The organism is Halomonas sp. (assembly GCF_041689495.1).
GTDB lineage: Bacteria > Pseudomonadota > Gammaproteobacteria > Pseudomonadales > Halomonadaceae > Halomonas.
This window is the reverse complement of sequence record NZ_JBDNGD010000427.1, coordinates 1-14,773: the sequence shown is the minus strand read 5'-3', so window position 1 is coordinate 14,773 and position 14,773 is coordinate 1. Positions and strand designations below refer to the sequence as shown.

Here is a 14,773-nt window from a genome sequence, read left to right as displayed (position 1 = left end):
TGCTCTACCAACTGAGCTATGCCGGCTCGGGGCCAATCGATGCAGCGACGTGCAGACCTGGAAAGAAGGTTGGCGTGGCTGGGGTACCAGGATTCGAACCTGGGAATACCGATATCAAAAACCGGTGCCTTACCACTTGGCTATACCCCAGCAGATTGGTGGCCAGAGACGGAATCGAACCGCCGACACGGGGATTTTCAATCCCCTGCTCTACCGACTGAGCTATCTGGCCGCTGCCAACGGTGCGTATTTAACCCCAGGGGACCGTTGCCGTCAACCCCTTGAGTTTCAGAAAGATGGCCGAGGAAGCCAGGACAATCGGGGTCATTGTGATGGGGGAATATACCCCTCTGCCTGGTCCGTCTCACGGTTGCCGAGGAAGCGCTCCATCTGCTCCATCAGGTACTCGCGAGACGCGGGATCAAGCATGTTGAGGTGCTTCTCGTTGATCAGACGAGTCTGCAATGCCTGCCATTCTTCCCACGCCTGCTTCGATACGCTGGCCTGGATTTCCTGGCCTTTCTTGCCGGGCAATGGCGGAAATGGCAAGGCATCGAGTTCCTGCTGGTACTTACGGCAGAAAACGGTCTGGCTCATCGGGTGATCTCCTCGTAGGTAGTATTCTGTATGGAACAGGTGACGACATCGGGCATTTCACCAGGGGGCGGGGCAGGATGTGCTGCTCTCGCAGGACCCGATCCTTTCCAGCAGTGCCTTGACGGGGGCCGCCAGCCCGATACTGTCGGGCGCCTGGGTATCGAACCAGCGGCGGGCCTCACCCACCGAATCCAGGGCCTCGACCCGAGCCGGCTGGGGAGAGACCTCCAGTCTAAAGTGGCTGAAGACATGGGTAAAGTCCGGCCAGGGCGCCTCGAGTTCGGCACTCGGCGCATTGGTATCCAGCCATGAGCGCAGGGCCGCCCTGTCATCGAACTGGGGTAAGCTCCAGAGCCCGCCCCATAGTCCGGATGGGGGGCGCCGTTCGAGCAGCACGCGCCCCTGGGCATCCTGCAACAGGAGCATGACCGTGGTTCGGATGGGCAGAGGCTTCCTGGGTCGGGATTCCGGAAAGCGTCGTTCCTCACCATGCGCATGGGCCAGACAGACATCATGGAAGGGGCAGCGTGGACAGTCCGGCTTGCCACGACGGCAAAGGAGCGCACCGAGGTCCATCATCGCCTGGGTGTAGTCGGCCAGGCGATAATGCGGCGTGTAGTACTCGGCCAGGGCCCAGAGGCGACCCTCAACGACCGGACGCCCCGGCCAACCCTCCACCGCATGCAGACGAGTGAGGCTGCGCTTGACGTTGCCATCCAGGATTACCGCCCGCTTTTCGCTGCTCTGGGCGATGATCGCACCGGCGGTGGAACGTCCGATCCCCGGAAGCGCGGCCAACGCCTCCAGTTCCATGGGCACCTCGCCGTCATGCTCGCTCATGATAACACCCGCTGCCCGGTGCATGTGTCGAGCTCGGGCGTAGTAGCCCAACCCTGTCCAGAGATGCAGCACCGCGTCCTGCTCCGCCTCGGCCAGGGAATTGACCTCTGGGAAGCGAGACATGAAGCGCTCGAAATAGGGAATGACGGTGGTTACCTGGGTCTGCTGGAGCATGATCTCCGACACCCAGACGCGATAAGGCGTGCGCTGCGTGTGCCAGGGCAGGTCGTGGCGGCCATGGGCATCGAACCAGGCCAGCAATCGCTGCTGGAAGACCTCAGCGGGAAGGATCGGGGTCGGCATCTCCCTCATGGTGGCTCCCCACCGGCGAAAAAAAACGCCGACATCAAGTCGGCGCCATAACTGGCTTGCGTGATACTCAATTGAACAGACCCCGCAAGGTGTCACGAAGTTCCCGACCCGAGTCTTCACCAAGACTCTCGATGGCACCCTCGAGCTAGCGTTCGACCTCTTCGCCCGCGCGACGCCCCGCCTCATCGCGCAGCAGGTCGACTACGGTACCCTGGAAGGCCTCACGATCGAAGCTGCACCACTCGCTGCTGTCCCCCCCAAGGTTTCCCTCGCAGCGCACCGGGAAGGGGACGCGCTCCAGGCGGGGATTGACCCGACAGGCTGCCTCGGCGCTATCCACGAAACGGACCGCGGCACGCAGGTCAAAGCCTTCGCTGACCAGGTCGAGATGGCCGTTACCCCCGAATTCGATCCCGGGAATAGTGAGCAGCAGATCATCGCTGTTCACCCTGCCATCACGCACGTCGAACGTCGCCGCGGCATGGTCGAACCGAGTCTCCGTCGACCAGTCGCGATCGCTCTCACGCCCTTCCAGGGTCGCCACCGCCGTACAGAGCTCCCGGGACAGGTTCACATCGAGAATGGCACCCTCCTCGATTCGCGACTCGAGCCTGCCGTTCAGGTGCCGCTTAAGGTCAGGCAGGGTATTGCCACGGGACGTCAGTTCCCCCTGGGTCGTCAGCCTGCCACGCAGCTGGGCCGGATCCTCGCCCAGCGCCTCGAGCAATGTATCGGTACGAACCCGGTCGAGCCGGGGCGCCAGCTGCCAACGGATCGGCGACTGCGTCAGGTCGACATCGCCACTACCCGCCAGGGTACCCTCGTGGAAACCGGACTCGAACGACACCAGGCGCAGCCGGCCATCCCCACCATCGAGAGTAAGGTCCACGTCGGTGAAATCGAGGTTGGCCAAGTGGAAACGGCCAAGGGAGAGGACGCCGTCGAGATCGAGGGAAGCCAGCCAGTCGACGGGCAGAAGGCCCGCTGGCTCCTGCGCATGGGCTCGGCCGACCCCGAGGAGGCGCCACAACGAGGCCGCGTCGGGATTCGTCCCCGCTGCCGGCAGGTAGGCATCGAGATCGAGACGATCCCCCTGGAGGTCGGCGTCCAGTCGCCGACCGTCGAGCCCTGACCCCAGCGTCCCGGTGAAGGTGCTGCCATCCAGCACCAGGGTCAGGCCCGTCAGTTTAAGGTAGTCGAGATCCCCTTCCAGAGGACTGGTGATGGCTACGTCCGAGAAGGCGGTGTCCGACGCCGTATCGGGCAGGATGTCGAACCGCGTCAACCAGGGGCGCAACGAAAGGGGTGCCAGGCGTAATTGGCCATCATAGGACGGCGCTCCGAGTAACTGGCGAAGGTTGAGGTTGCCGCTTAGTCGCAGGCCATTCTCGCCGGTCAACTCCAGGTCGCGCCATTGCGCCGTTTGCGCCACCAGGTCGGCATCCAGTTGAAAGGCCAGGGAGAGCGGCAGGGGACTCCCCCCCAGGCTGGGATGCCGGAGGCTCACATCCAGCTTGCCCTCTTCCAGGTGCAGACGTTTCTCCGCTGCATCGACCAGTAAACGGCCGCCCTGCAACTTGAGGCTCTGCTCCCCTTCAAGGTCGGCCAAGCGGCTGGTGGTATCGAGCACCAGGGATTCCAGTGTGTATCGACGCTCGGCAAATCCCAGGTTGACTCGACTCTCCAGGGAGACATCACTGACCCATTGCGGTGGTGACTCGGGGTCGCTGTCCTGCCAGTCCAGGGGGGCATGGGCAACGAAACGGAAGCTCGACTTGAGCGGGAATGGCTGACTCGGATTGACGTTGGTCCCCGTCATGCTGAGCCCTTCCAGGCGAAGCTCCCGACCCGCCCGGTGATCACGAAAACGCACATCGGCCTCGCGAAGCTGAACACTCGCAATATTCAGCGCCACGCTGAGATTTCCTGCATCGGCACTCACCGAGCTGGGCCCCGCGCTGGCCGGTGCGAGGGCCCCCTCGGCCATCTCGCGACGCTCCACGAGCCTGTCGAGCAAGGCCTCCCAGTTGCCCACGCCCTGATCGTCACGCTCCAGGTTGAGCTGCAGACCGTTGAGGGTCAGGCCATCGACGGCAATCTCGCCACGTAACAAGGGGGCAAAGGCCAGACTGACCTCGGCACGCCTGAAAGCGGCGAAAGCGGGTTCCTCCTCGACGGCCTGATCGGGCAACCAGGCCTCGGCCCTTTCGACGCTGACCCCGAGGCGCGGGTAGAAGGACCAGCTTAGAGGCCCCTCCAGGGTCAGTTCAAGACCACTCTGTTCCTGGACCACATCGATCAATCGAGGCTTGAGATCATCGGGGTCGAAAAAGGTCGTGACATAGACCACCGCCCCGACCATCACCAGGGCCAGGATACCCACGGCAGCCAGGAGGGTTCGAAACAGCCGTTTCATTGCTCACCTCCCTGAGCCGGCAGGTTCAGTTCGAAATAGTTACCGGCCTTAGTGAGCCGATAACCGAGTCGTGACAGCAGCATCTGGTCGGCCAGGGGCAACTGCGAGGCCGGAGCACGAAGCTGGCGGCCCTCGGCGAGCGCCTGGCGACTCACCAATGCCAGCAAGCGAGAACCCACGCCACGGCGACGCGTGGTCTTGCGCACACAGAGATGCGATAGCCACCAGGCTTCGGCATCCTCATCCACCGCCACGGCGCCCAGGAGATGATCATTGAAGAGTGCGCCGAAGAAGAAATTCCCAGCGTCCAGGTGTTGGCAAATGAAGTCATCAACTGGCGCAGGCAGGCGCTCCAGCGGGGCATCCTTATAGATGCGGGCTAGGTCGCACTTGACCTGGGCATCCGCTTCCCAGGTGGCCAGGTCGACAGCATAGAGCGTCACCGGCATACATGGATCTCCCTGAGCCGGGGTGGTGAGATTCGCCACCACTGAATGTACACCATTGTAGCGGATGGGGTGAGCGATTCTCTATAATGGCAGATCTAGGCGTCCGGCACAGGCGTCACCCCTGTTTTACCCGACCCGGTGAGGTAACCGGCGACATTCCCTTAGCGCCCCGGCGCTGGAGTTCCGACATGCCCGAGCGTATCGCGACGGTGACCCGCAATACCCAGGAAACCCGAATCACCGTCACTCTCAATCTCGATGGCGAGGGTCGTCTGACCTGCGAGACAGGCGTACCCTTTCTCGACCACATGCTGGACCAGGTGGCCCGTCACGGACTGATCGACCTGGACATCCTGGCCTCGGGCGATCTGCATATCGATGACCACCACACCGTCGAGGATATCGGCATCACCTTGGGGCAAGCCTTCGACCAGGCCATCGGCGACAAGCTCGGCATCCGCCGTTACGGCCATGCCTATGTCCCTCTGGATGAGGCATTGTCGAGGGTCGTGGTGGATTTTTCCGGCCGCCCGGGGCTGTTCATGGACGTGGACTTTACCCGTGACACCATCGGTCGCCTGGATACCCAGTTGCTCCAGGAGTTCTTCCAGGGCTTCGTCAACCATGCCCGGGTCACACTGCACATCGATAACCTGAAGGGTATCAATGCCCATCACCAGGCCGAAACCATCTTCAAGGCCTTCGGCCGCGCGCTGCGCATGGCCGTGGAGCCGGACCCGCGAATGGATGGCCGGGTGCCATCCACCAAGGGCTGCCTTTAGGCCCCCGTACGACCAAACGAGGAGCGCCCCATGACCATTGCCGTCATCGACTACGGGATGGGCAACCTGCATTCCGTCGCCAAGGCACTGGAGCATGTCACCCACGAAAATGTGATCGTGACTCGCGACCCCCGTTGCATCAGAGGGGCGACCCGTCTCGTGCTTCCCGGCCAGGGAGCGATACGCGACTGTATCGGAGAGCTCGAGCGGACCGACCTGCGGGGCCTGGTCCAGGAGTTGCTCACTCGCCAGGCCAAGCCCCTGCTGGGGATCTGCGTCGGGCAACAGATGCTGATGGATCACAGTGAAGAGAACGGCGGTATCGACTGCCTGGGGTTCCTGAAGGGAGTCGTCAGGCGCTTTCCCGCCGACATGCGTGACGAGCATGACGCCCGTCTCAAGGTTCCCCACATGGGCTGGAACCTGGTGCGTCAGCATCATCAGCATCCGCTATGGAAAGGCATCGACCATGAGGAACACTTCTACTTCGTGCACAGCTATTACGTCGAGGCCAGCGATGACACCAGCGTCTTGGGTACCACCGACTACTGTCGCGTGACCGCCCACGTGGCCATCGGCCGTGAGGCCACCTTCGCCGTGCAGTTCCATCCGGAAAAGAGCTCGCGGGCAGGCCTGAAGCTGCTGGAAAACTTCGTCCAGTGGTCCCCCTGAACATGACAATTTCGAGAGGGTGCCGGCCACGGCGCCCATAGAGAGGACAGGACATGCTGGTAATCCCCGCCATCGACCTCAAGGACGGCAAGTGCGTCAGGCTCAAGCAGGGAAGAATGGAAGAGGCCACCATCTACGGTGACGACCCTGTGGCCATGGCCGAACGCTGGGTTCAAGCCGGCGCCCGTCGCCTACATCTGGTCGATCTCAATGGTGCCTTCAAGGGCCGTCCTGTGAATGGTGAGGCCGTCACCGCCATCGCTCGCCGCTGGCCGAATCTGCCGATCCAGATCGGCGGTGGCATCCGCAGTGCCGAGACCATCGAGCATTACCTCGCCGCCGGGGTGTCCTATGTGATCATCGGGACCAGGGCCGTGAAGGAACCCGACTTCGTCGGCGAGATGTGCCGTAACTTCCCGGGTCATGTGATCGTCGGGCTCGATGCCCGCGACGGCTTCGTCGCCACCAATGGCTGGGCCGAGGTATCGTCGGTGAAGGCCACCGACCTGGCCAGGCGCTTCGCCGATGACGGGGTATCCAGCATCGTCTACACCGATATTTCCCGGGATGGCATGATGAACGGCGTCAACGTCGAGGCCACTGCGGCACTTGCCCGCGAGGGCGGCCTGCCGGTCATCGCGTCCGGCGGGGTGACCAACCTCGACGACCTGCGTGCCCTGATCGCCACCGGAGAGCCTGGCATCCTGGGCGCCATCACCGGTCGTGCCATCTACGAGGGTAGCCTGGACCTTGCCGAGGGCCAGCGGCTCTGCGATACACTCGGCGAGCGAGAATCCATCCACCCACAGGCGGGGAGCTGAATCATGGGACTGGCCAAGCGCATCATCCCCTGCCTGGACGTCGACGCCGGCCGTGTGGTCAAGGGCGTCAACTTCATCGGCATCCGTGATGCCGGCGACCCCGTCGAGATCGCCCAGCGCTATAACCTGCTGGGGGCGGACGAGATCACCTTCCTCGACATCACCGCAAGCCACGAGGATCGCGGCACCACCGTGTGGATGGTGAAACGCATCGCCGGCGAGGTCTTCATTCCGCTGACCGTGGGCGGCGGCATCCGCACCTGCGACGATATCCGCACCATGCTCAATGCCGGTGCCGACAAGATCTCGATCAATACCGCCGCCGTTACCAACCCCGATTTCGTATATGAGGCATCGGAGCGCTTCGGCAGCCAGTGCATCGTGGTGGCTATCGATGCCAAGAAGGTCTCGGGCGAGGGCGAACCCCCACGCTGGGAGATCTTTACCCATGGCGGCCGTCGGGCGACAGGCATCGATGCCGTGGAATGGGCGAAGACAATGGTCGACTATGGGGCGGGTGAGCTTCTGCTCACCAGCATGGACCGCGACGGCACCAAGACGGGGTTCGACCTGGGCGTGACCCACGCCATCAGTGAGGCGGTGACCGTTCCGGTGATTGCCTCCGGCGGCGTCGGCAACCTGGACCATCTGGTCGACGGCATCCTCAAGGGAGGAGCGGATGCCGTACTGGCAGCCAGCATCTTCCACTTCGGCCAATACACCATCCCCGAGGCCAAGCGCTACATGGCGTCGAAAGGTATCGAAATGCGTCTCTAACTCACTGAGGAAAAAGGATTCCACATGCCATCATCAAGGAAGAAAACCGCTCGCACCCTTGCAACCCCGGGCACCGCTTCGAGTCCGACCTTATCCTGTTCGGCACCGCCGGCATGATGGTGACGGCCGGCTTGCGCTTCTGAACCATCTCAGTCCAGCGTCAGGCCCAGATTACTGATGCCGTCGTTGCCACCGAGACGACGCAATACCTTCAATGCCCCGGCATCGAATTGGCCTTCGACTGCCTCGAGCACGGCATCCTGAAAATCATCCTCGTCTTCCATCAGGGGGTGACCACGAAGCCGTTCCGCCAGGCGTCGGGCGTCCTCCTCCCCCTCGGTCATTTCGATGAAGGCACGTACGCCGCTGCGCGATGCCCGGCTGACTTCGAGTACCGCCTCGGGTGCCTCGCCACCCAGCGTATCGAGCAGGGCCGCGATGGCTATCACCGCCTCCAGAGCCCGCCGGGCACCGAAGCTGTCATCCTCGACCGGCGGTTCCAGCCCGGACAACTTCTCTGCCTGGAGGTCAAAGTCGATACGCGCCCCCTTGACCATCAGGTGCTCCCAGACCAGATCGAGAATAACGCGAAGACCATGCAGGTCACCCTGGCCGCTGTTATCGACATAGAGGCCCCGAATGTAAAAGATATAGTTCGGCAGCATTCGCTCGCAAAGCGCGGCCATGAACGCCTGCTGGCGTCGGGGCTCGAGTTGCTGGAGCCGTTGTTGGAAGCCCAGGGACAACTGGCTCATGGCATTCCCCCCCCCGAAAGGACATCATGAAGGCAATGGATGACTCAGGGCCAGAGTCTCTCGGCGGCGACCCGTCCGCGGGTATCGAAGGCTATTCCCTCCGCCAGTAACAGACGACGCTGCCGCTCGGCACCCGGGTGATCAGCCAAACGGCGGGATGCCGTGATCACCCGAAACCAGGGCAGATCATGGCCCGCCGGCAGCTCACGCAGGGCACGTGCGACCAGGCGCGGTGTCCCGGCGTCGGTCATTGCGGCAATACGCCCATAGGTCGTGATCCTGCCGGGAGGAATCTCGGCCAGAATCGTCAGTATCTGTTCGCGTAGCGCCGACTTCATGTACCCTTGCGCTCCCTCCGAGTAGTCACACAACGGCGAGGCATGCATGCACTTTCACCTTCTTCAGCACAGTCCCCACCAGGGACCGGCTCGCATCGCCGACTGGCTGTCCAGCATGGGACATAGCCATACCGTCTTCCACCTCGATGACGGCGAGACCCCGCCTAACCTGGCGGACTGCGACGCCCTGATCGTACTCGACGGCCCCATGGGAATCGATGACGATACCGACCATCCCTGGCTTCGCCGTGAACGCAAGCTGATTGATCGAGCCGTGTTCAGTACCAAGCCCCTGCTGGGCATCGGCCTGGGGGCACGACTCATCGCAGGCGCCCTGGATGCCACGGTCGGTGCGGGAACCCGTGCCGAGATCGGCTGGCATCGCGTTGATCTCGCCCCGCAGAGTCCCTTCGACCTGCCCGAACGCTTCGAGGCCTTCATGTGGCACCGCAACGTCTTCAGCCTGCCCGATGGCAGCCTGCCGCTGGGCGGGAGTGCGGCAAGCCCGATACAGGGCTTTGCCTGGGACAAAGGCCGAGTGGTGGGCCTGCTCTGCCATCTCGAGGTGACCCCTGGCAGCGTGACTCGACTCATCGACCACCTTCCCTCGCCTCCCGGCAGTGACACCAGCGCTCATGCGCAGACGCCCGAGTCCATGCTGGAGGACCGGAAGCGCTTCGATCTCCTGGCACCCTTGCTCGACCGGCTGCTGAGCCAGTGGCTTCAACGGGCCAACCGCTGAGGCGAGGGGCTCGGGAAGGATTCATCAGGCCGGCAGACGTTCGGCCAACGCCTCTCTCGTGGCATTTGCCGACCAGGCCCTGGCGGCCTCCAGGCAGCTGTCCCAGTCACCTACATGGAGGAAAACCCTTTCGGGATGTTTTTCCAGCTGGTGACGGTAGAGCGGATCATAGTATTCGGTGAGAAGCGGTGCCAGCCAGGCCTCGTGGGCCTGGCGATTGCCCCGTTCATGCTCGCGGAAGGCGAGCCGTTGCAGCCGCTGCAACCGCACCAGCCGAGAATGGCCCAGTCGCTTTGCCAACCGCGACAGGGCGGTGGCAAGCTGCTTGCGCATCAGCGTCCAGCCGAGCCAGTCGCCGAAGTGTGACTGATAGATCGTCCAGAGATCATCAATGTAGTCCTGCCGGATCTGGGCGAGACGCCAGTCCAGCGGCATATCGACACGGACTCTCGGCGCCTGCTCCATGGACCGCCAGAAGCTCAGGGGGATATTGGCCGCACCGATATGACGTGATTCGTCCTCGACGACCAGCGGCTGCCCCGTCAACGCCAGCAGGCGCAACCCCATCGCGTGTTCGAAGTCGATCTGGCTGGGGGCTGGAAGCGGATGACGCCCGAAGGCCGAGCCCTTGTGACGCGCGCAACCCTCGAGGTCCAGGCCATTGTCCAGCGCCTGGACCAGGGCCGTCTTGGCACATCCCGTCAGGCCGCTGACGCTCAACAGGGGCTGTTCGGCCGACGCCTCGATGTGCTCAGAGAGCGCATGGCGCATCGCCTTCCAGCCACCACGGATTCGCGGCCTCTCGATACCGGCCTCCATCAGCCACTGCTGAGCGACTTCAGACCGCAAACCACCCCGGAAACAATAGACGATGGCATCGGGATGAGCCTCGATCAAACGCTGCCATGTCGACACTCGTGCAGACTTGATGCCACCTCGCACCAAGGTCTGCCCGAGTTCGATGGCGGCCTGCTGGCCCCGGGCCTTGTAGCAGATGCCGACATGGTGACGCTCCTCATCGTCCATCAGCGGCAGGTTGACCGCACCGGGCAAGGCCCCCTGAGCGAATTCCACCGGGGCACGCACGTCGATCAGCACGCGCCCCTCCCGCAGCAGGGCGAGATCCGGCTCGACCAGCGGCAGATTCATCCCCTCACCTCGATCAATGTCTCGCCTTGTTGCGCCACGATTTCGCCGAAAGGGGCCAGTTCCACGCCGTGGTCACGTCCGACGCGTTCCACGTCGTCCTCCCAGGACGGGTGGACAGCGAGCAGCAGGCCGCCCGAGGTCTGGGGATCGCACAGCCACTGCCAATGGGCCTCGTCCATGGCCGGCAGACAAGCCCCCAGAGCATCGCGATTACGCTGGGTGCCACCCGGCACCGCGCCCTTGCGGCGGTAGGACTCGGCCTCTGCGAGCCGTGGCAGGCGCCGGAAGTCGATCCGCGCGGCGACGTCGCTGGCCGTACACATCTCGGCGAGATGACCGGCCAGGCCGAAGCCGGTGACGTCGGTCATGGCATGCACGCCCTTGACCTTCGCCAGCGCCATGCCGATGGCATTGGACTTGAGCATGGCCGAGCGCGCCAGGCCCTGGTGGCCGGCCTCAAGAAGCCCCTGCTTCTCGGCGGTGGTGAGCAGGCCCACCCCCAGCGGCTTGGTCAGGAACAGCAGGTCACCGGGCTTGGCCCCCTTGTTGAGCTTGAGGTGCTCGAGGTCGACGAGGCCGTTGACCGCCAGGCCGAAGATCGGCTCGGGGGCATCGATGGAGTGCCCGCCGGCCAGCGCCAGACCCAGCTCACGACACACCGCCTGGGCCCCGGCCACCACGTCGCCGGCGACGTCCGGCCCGAGCTTGTCCAGCGGCCACCCCAGGATGCCCAGTGCCAGGATCGGCTTGCCACCCATTGCATAGACATCGCTGATGGCATTGATCGCCGCGATGCGACCGAAATCGAAGGGGTCATCGACGATGGGCATGAAGAAGTCCGTGGTGGCGATCATCCCCCGGCCATCTCCCAGGTCGTAGACGGCGGCATCCTCACGGCCCTGGTTACCGACTATCAGCCGGGAATGACTGGCACCGGGGCCGGCCTTGGCCAGGATCCCATCGAGTACGTCGGAGGCGATCTTGCAACCACAGCCGGCGCCGTGGCTGAACTGGGTCAAGCGAATGCCGCTCATCGATTTCTCCTCTTCAATCTGCCCATTCAATCGCTACCAACCGACTACCGCAAGGGACCCTGGCTTCAGGGAGCCGCCTTACAATGCCTCAAGGGCATCGGCCAGCTTGTCCACGGCGACCACCTCCATGCCCTCGGGCGAGCGCTTTGGCGCATTTCCGCGCGGCACGATGGCCCGCTTGAAGCCGTGCTTGGCCGCCTCGACGATACGCTCCTGTCCGCTGGGTACTGGCCGGATCTCACCGGAGAGCCCCACCTCGCCGAATACCACCAGCTCGCGGGGTAGCGGCCGGTTCTGCAGGCTGGACACCACCGCCAGCAATACCGCGAGGTCGGCACTGGTCTCCAGCACCTTGACGCCCCCGACCACGTTGAGGAAGACATCCTGATCACCGGTGAAGAGGCCTCCGTGTCGATGCAGCACGGCCAGCAGCATGGCCAGTCGATTCGGGTCGAGTCCCACGGCGAGTCGTCGCGGATTGCCCAGCGGTGAATCATCGAGCAGGGCCTGGACCTCGACCAGGATGGGCCTCGTCCCTTCCCAGACCACCATCACCAGACTGCCTGGCGACTGCTCCTCGGCACGCGAAAGGAAGATCGCACTGGGATTCTTGACCTCCTTGAGGCCGTGCTCGAGCATGGCGAAGACGCCCAGTTCGTTGACCGCGCCGAAGCGGTTCTTCTGGCCGCGCAGGGTACGGAAACGGGAGTCAGCACCTCCTTCCAGCAACAGGGAAGCGTCGATCATGTGCTCCAGCACCTTGGGCCCGGCCAGGGTTCCATCCTTGGTGACGTGGCCCACCAGCAAGAGAACGGTGTTGCTCTGCTTGGCGAAACGGGTCAGGGCTGCGGCGGATTCACGCACCTGGGCCACGCCTCCCGGTGCCGAGGCGATATCCTCCAGATGCATCGTCTGGATGGAATCAATGATCAGGATTGCAGGATCTTCCCGCCCGGACACGGCGAGAATGGTCTCGACGCTGGTCTCGGCCAGCATCTTCAGGCCCCGCGTCGGTAACTGAAGCCGCTGGGCCCGCATCGCCACTTGGGAGAGGGACTCTTCGCCGGTGACATAGAGTACCCGATGCGCCTGGGCCAGCTTGCAGGCCGTCTGCAACAAGAGGGTGGACTTGCCGGCACCGGGATTTCCCCCCAGCAACACTGCCGAGCCCGGCACCAGGCCACCACCCAGGACGCGATCGAACTCCTCGAAAGTGGAGGAGAGTCTCAGCACTTCGGCCAGATCGACACTGGCCAGGTCGACCACCTCTCGTGTCAGGTCGCCGGCATACCCACCACGTGCTGACATCGGGGCCATGCCGGCGCCGGGCCGCGCCGCCGCGAGCCTTACTTCCGTCAGGGTATTCCACTGTCGACAGCTCGAGCATTGCCCCTGCCACTTGCGGAATTCGGAACCGCAATCGGTACAGACGTAAGCGCTCTTCACCTTCGCCATTCAGTGTCCTCATGCCGACCGGGGTTCGACTGCAACGCAGAAGGGCGACCCGCAGGCCGCCCTCCCGTGTCGCGACAAGGCAATTACAGTCGCTGTAACTGGAGCGCCTCGTTGTTCTGGAAACGACGCAACTGAGGATCTATAAGCTCCAGTGTCCGCTCATCGATTCGCAGGAAATAATAGATCTGGCCTTCGCCATCCGGGGTCAGCTCATAGACGGTGGCATCGGGGTCGTTCGCCGTACCACTGATGACCTCCCAGTTTCCGGCATAGTTCTCGTCCGGCGGATTCTGCGAGTGTTCGCGATAGGTCGCCTGAAGCTCGAAGGTCCGCTGTTCCTGAGCACCTTGCTCCTCGCCGGTCATCCGCACATTGATGTCGATACCTGCACAGTTCCGGCAGGGCAGCGTGCCCTGGTAGGCCACCTCGGTGTCATTCATTCCGGGAGCCATGGCACGATCATCGGTCGGGCCGGCAGCGCAACCCGCCAACAAGGCAAGCAAGGCCGATCCTACTATCAGGGTCCTGAGTTGCATACTAGTCCTCCTAACCATATGTCACGGTGCCGTGGTCCACGGCAACCTGAGTAACAGCATAACCCCTCATGCCATCTGCGGACAGCCTCTGACCAAGGGTCATTGTCGGTCAGGAGACCCCGGAATGCACATGGACGAATATCAAGCCCAGCACGATCGGCATGACCACAAGGCTACCCAGGTTACCGATCAACACCAGCGAGGCGACCTTCTGGGGTTCCTGGCGGTACTGTTCGGCCACCAGATAGTTGAGGACCGCCGGGGGCAGGGCGGCAAATACCCAGAGGGCAGCGGCCTGCAGGCCGGAAAGGTCAAGCAGCCAGATCAGGGGTAGCGCAAGGACCAGCCCTGACAGCGGACAGAGTACCGCCCCCAGCAACCCGGTCTTCCAGTCACCGAAATCGATGTCGAGCATCCTGACACCCAGGGCGAAGAGCAGCAGTGGGATGCAGACCCCGCCCAGCATGTGCAGCGCCTCTAGCAGCCAGCCGGGCAAGGGGATGCCCGCAAGATTGATAGCCAGGCCGGCGATGCTGGCCAGCACGATGGGCATGCGCAGGATCCGCCACAGCGGAGTGTGCGGGCTGAGCATGTAGAGTCCCACCGAAAAGTGCAGCAGCATCTCGACGATGAACAGCACGATGGCGGCAGGCAACGCCGCCTCACCGAAAACCAGCAGCAGCAGCGGTATGCCCATGTTCCCCGAATTGTTGAACATCATCGGCGGCAGAAAGGTCTTTGTTTCCAGCTTCAGCCACTTCACCAGAGGCCACAGCAGAAGACCGGAACCAAGCACCACCACCACTCCCCCTAGGGCAAGCCCGGCATACTCCTCAAGCGGTACCTGGCCGTCGGCAAGCACGGCAAACACCAGCATGGGAACGAAGAGCTCCATGTTGAGGGTATTGAGGACACGGATGTCCGGGGCCCGATAGCGGCCGTAGAGGGTTCCGCATCCGGCAATCAGGAATACCGGCAACAGGGTGGCGAGGATCTTGGCGGTCATGAGGGATCCCATGGTAGCGGTGTCGTGGATATCGTGGAAACGGCCATTAGCCTAGCAGCTGGCGACTTGCGCGGTCAGGTAGAGCAGGTCAC

General features: G+C 63.3%; 16 protein-coding genes and 2 tRNA genes. 5 read left to right on the top strand and 13 right to left on the bottom strand.

Annotated features, from left to right (window positions below; translation table 11 throughout):
• Positions 1–75: 75 nt before the first annotated feature.
• The 6 genes from ACESMD_RS13350 to ACESMD_RS13325 all read right to left on the bottom strand — a co-directional run bounded on the left by ACESMD_RS13350 (position 76) and on the right by ACESMD_RS13325 (position 4,614).
• Positions 76–150 (bottom strand) — tRNA-Gln (locus ACESMD_RS13350).
• Between the two features lie 6 nt (positions 151–156).
• Positions 157–232: transfer RNA gene (locus ACESMD_RS13345), tRNA-Phe, on the bottom strand.
• Between the two features lie 92 nt (positions 233–324).
• Entirely contained in the window at positions 325–597 is a 273-nt protein-coding gene (locus ACESMD_RS13340; protein WP_372613941.1) for an oxidative damage protection protein, read from the bottom strand.
• 57 nt (positions 598–654) lie between these two features.
• Positions 655–1,749, bottom strand: a complete 1,095-nt coding sequence (mutY, locus tag ACESMD_RS13335; RefSeq protein WP_372613939.1) for an A/G-specific adenine glycosylase — start codon at positions 1,747–1,749, stop codon at positions 655–657.
• 145 nt (positions 1,750–1,894) lie between these two features.
• Positions 1,895–4,165, bottom strand: a complete 2,271-nt coding sequence (locus tag ACESMD_RS13330) for an AsmA family protein (RefSeq protein ID WP_372613937.1) — start codon at positions 4,163–4,165, stop codon at positions 1,895–1,897.
• Positions 4,162–4,614: an acetyl-CoA sensor PanZ family protein gene (locus ACESMD_RS13325; protein WP_372613935.1), complete on the bottom strand. Its 453-nt coding sequence runs from the start codon at positions 4,612–4,614 to the stop codon at positions 4,162–4,164. The genes ACESMD_RS13330 and ACESMD_RS13325 overlap by 4 nt, the downstream gene beginning before the upstream one ends.
• A 188-nt stretch (positions 4,615–4,802) precedes the next feature.
• Here ACESMD_RS13325 and hisB point away from each other — a divergent pair, with 188 nt between their 5' ends.
• Genes hisB through hisF form a run of 4 tightly spaced genes read left to right on the top strand, consistent with a single transcriptional unit; the run spans position 4,803 to position 7,666 of the window.
• Positions 4,803–5,396 carry an imidazoleglycerol-phosphate dehydratase HisB gene (gene hisB, locus ACESMD_RS13320; protein WP_372613933.1) on the top strand — a complete coding sequence of 198 codons (594 nt, stop codon included), beginning with the start codon at positions 4,803–4,805 and terminating at the stop codon, positions 5,394–5,396.
• A gap of 30 nt (positions 5,397–5,426) precedes the next feature.
• Positions 5,427–6,068 (top strand): imidazole glycerol phosphate synthase subunit HisH, encoded by a 642-nt coding sequence (hisH, locus tag ACESMD_RS13315; protein WP_372613931.1) that lies wholly within the window; start codon positions 5,427–5,429, stop codon positions 6,066–6,068.
• A gap of 53 nt (positions 6,069–6,121) precedes the next feature.
• The gene (gene hisA / locus ACESMD_RS13310; protein WP_372613929.1) at positions 6,122–6,889 is read left to right on the top strand and encodes a 1-(5-phosphoribosyl)-5-[(5-phosphoribosylamino)methylideneamino]imidazole-4-carboxamide isomerase; all 768 of its coding nucleotides are present in this window, start codon (positions 6,122–6,124) and stop codon (positions 6,887–6,889) included.
• Positions 6,890–6,892: 3 nt separating this feature from the next.
• On the top strand, positions 6,893–7,666 hold the full coding sequence (gene hisF / locus ACESMD_RS13305) for an imidazole glycerol phosphate synthase subunit HisF (protein WP_372613927.1): 774 nt from the start codon (positions 6,893–6,895) through the stop codon (positions 7,664–7,666).
• A gap of 149 nt (positions 7,667–7,815) precedes the next feature.
• On the opposite strand, the gene ACESMD_RS13300 is transcribed toward hisF, so the two are convergent.
• Together ACESMD_RS13300 and ACESMD_RS13295 are read right to left on the bottom strand one after the other, a co-directional pair.
• Entirely contained in the window at positions 7,816–8,421 is a 606-nt protein-coding gene (locus ACESMD_RS13300; RefSeq protein WP_372613925.1) for a YjaG family protein, read from the bottom strand.
• A gap of 44 nt (positions 8,422–8,465) precedes the next feature.
• The gene (locus ACESMD_RS13295; protein ID WP_372613943.1) at positions 8,466–8,759 is read right to left on the bottom strand and encodes an MGMT family protein; all 294 of its coding nucleotides are present in this window, start codon (positions 8,757–8,759) and stop codon (positions 8,466–8,468) included.
• A 46-nt stretch (positions 8,760–8,805) separates the two neighbouring features.
• On the opposite strand from ACESMD_RS13295, the gene ACESMD_RS13290 reads away from it, so the two are divergent.
• The gene (locus ACESMD_RS13290; RefSeq protein WP_372613923.1) at positions 8,806–9,501 is read left to right on the top strand and encodes a type 1 glutamine amidotransferase; all 696 of its coding nucleotides are present in this window, start codon (positions 8,806–8,808) and stop codon (positions 9,499–9,501) included.
• A 24-nt stretch (positions 9,502–9,525) separates the two neighbouring features.
• Here ACESMD_RS13290 and mnmH read toward each other — a convergent pair whose 3' ends face one another.
• From mnmH to ACESMD_RS13265, 5 genes are all read right to left on the bottom strand, one after another.
• Positions 9,526–10,650 carry a tRNA 2-selenouridine(34) synthase MnmH gene (mnmH, locus tag ACESMD_RS13285; protein ID WP_372613921.1) on the bottom strand — a complete coding sequence of 375 codons (1,125 nt, stop codon included), beginning with the start codon at positions 10,648–10,650 and terminating at the stop codon, positions 9,526–9,528.
• Positions 10,647–11,684 carry a selenide, water dikinase SelD gene (gene selD, locus ACESMD_RS13280; RefSeq protein WP_372613919.1) on the bottom strand — a complete coding sequence of 346 codons (1,038 nt, stop codon included), beginning with the start codon at positions 11,682–11,684 and terminating at the stop codon, positions 10,647–10,649. Before selD ends, mnmH begins: the two co-directional genes overlap by 4 nt.
• Before the next feature lie 78 nt (positions 11,685–11,762).
• Positions 11,763–13,139, bottom strand: coding sequence for a DNA repair protein RadA (gene radA / locus ACESMD_RS13275; protein WP_372613917.1), 1,377 nt, complete (start codon positions 13,137–13,139; stop codon positions 11,763–11,765).
• 83 nt (positions 13,140–13,222) lie between these two features.
• Positions 13,223–13,675: a copper resistance protein NlpE N-terminal domain-containing protein gene (locus ACESMD_RS13270; protein WP_372613915.1), complete on the bottom strand. Its 453-nt coding sequence runs from the start codon at positions 13,673–13,675 to the stop codon at positions 13,223–13,225.
• A gap of 109 nt (positions 13,676–13,784) precedes the next feature.
• Positions 13,785–14,681 carry an AEC family transporter gene (locus tag ACESMD_RS13265; RefSeq protein WP_372613913.1) on the bottom strand — a complete coding sequence of 299 codons (897 nt, stop codon included), beginning with the start codon at positions 14,679–14,681 and terminating at the stop codon, positions 13,785–13,787.
• Between the last annotated feature and the right edge of the window lie 92 nt (positions 14,682–14,773).

Excerpts from the sequence above, each read along its gene's own strand:
- ACESMD_RS13265 (WP_372613913.1), bottom strand. The coding sequence starts at position 14,681 with ATGACCGCCAAGATCCTCGCCACCCTGTTGCCGGTATTCCTGATTGCC.
- selD (WP_372613919.1), bottom strand. The coding sequence starts at position 11,684 with ATGAGCGGCATTCGCTTGACCCAGTTCAGCCACGGCGCCGGCTGTGGT.
- ACESMD_RS13300 (WP_372613925.1), bottom strand. The coding sequence starts at position 8,421 with ATGAGCCAGTTGTCCCTGGGCTTCCAACAACGGCTCCAGCAACTCGAG.
- hisF (WP_372613927.1), top strand. The coding sequence starts at position 6,893 with ATGGGACTGGCCAAGCGCATCATCCCCTGCCTGGACGTCGACGCCGGC.
- radA (WP_372613917.1), bottom strand. The coding sequence starts at position 13,139 with ATGGCGAAGGTGAAGAGCGCTTACGTCTGTACCGATTGCGGTTCCGAA.
- ACESMD_RS13295 (WP_372613943.1), bottom strand. The coding sequence starts at position 8,759 with ATGAAGTCGGCGCTACGCGAACAGATACTGACGATTCTGGCCGAGATT.
- hisA (WP_372613929.1), top strand. The coding sequence starts at position 6,122 with ATGCTGGTAATCCCCGCCATCGACCTCAAGGACGGCAAGTGCGTCAGG.
- ACESMD_RS13325 (WP_372613935.1), bottom strand. The coding sequence starts at position 4,614 with ATGCCGGTGACGCTCTATGCTGTCGACCTGGCCACCTGGGAAGCGGAT.
- ACESMD_RS13290 (WP_372613923.1), top strand. The coding sequence starts at position 8,806 with ATGCACTTTCACCTTCTTCAGCACAGTCCCCACCAGGGACCGGCTCGC.
- mnmH (WP_372613921.1), bottom strand. The coding sequence starts at position 10,650 with ATGAATCTGCCGCTGGTCGAGCCGGATCTCGCCCTGCTGCGGGAGGGG.
- mutY (WP_372613939.1), bottom strand. The coding sequence starts at position 1,749 with ATGAGGGAGATGCCGACCCCGATCCTTCCCGCTGAGGTCTTCCAGCAG.
- hisH (WP_372613931.1), top strand. The coding sequence starts at position 5,427 with ATGACCATTGCCGTCATCGACTACGGGATGGGCAACCTGCATTCCGTC.
- ACESMD_RS13330 (WP_372613937.1), bottom strand. The coding sequence starts at position 4,165 with ATGAAACGGCTGTTTCGAACCCTCCTGGCTGCCGTGGGTATCCTGGCC.
- ACESMD_RS13340 (WP_372613941.1), bottom strand. The coding sequence starts at position 597 with ATGAGCCAGACCGTTTTCTGCCGTAAGTACCAGCAGGAACTCGATGCC.
- ACESMD_RS13270 (WP_372613915.1), bottom strand. The coding sequence starts at position 13,675 with ATGCAACTCAGGACCCTGATAGTAGGATCGGCCTTGCTTGCCTTGTTG.
- hisB (WP_372613933.1), top strand. The coding sequence starts at position 4,803 with ATGCCCGAGCGTATCGCGACGGTGACCCGCAATACCCAGGAAACCCGA.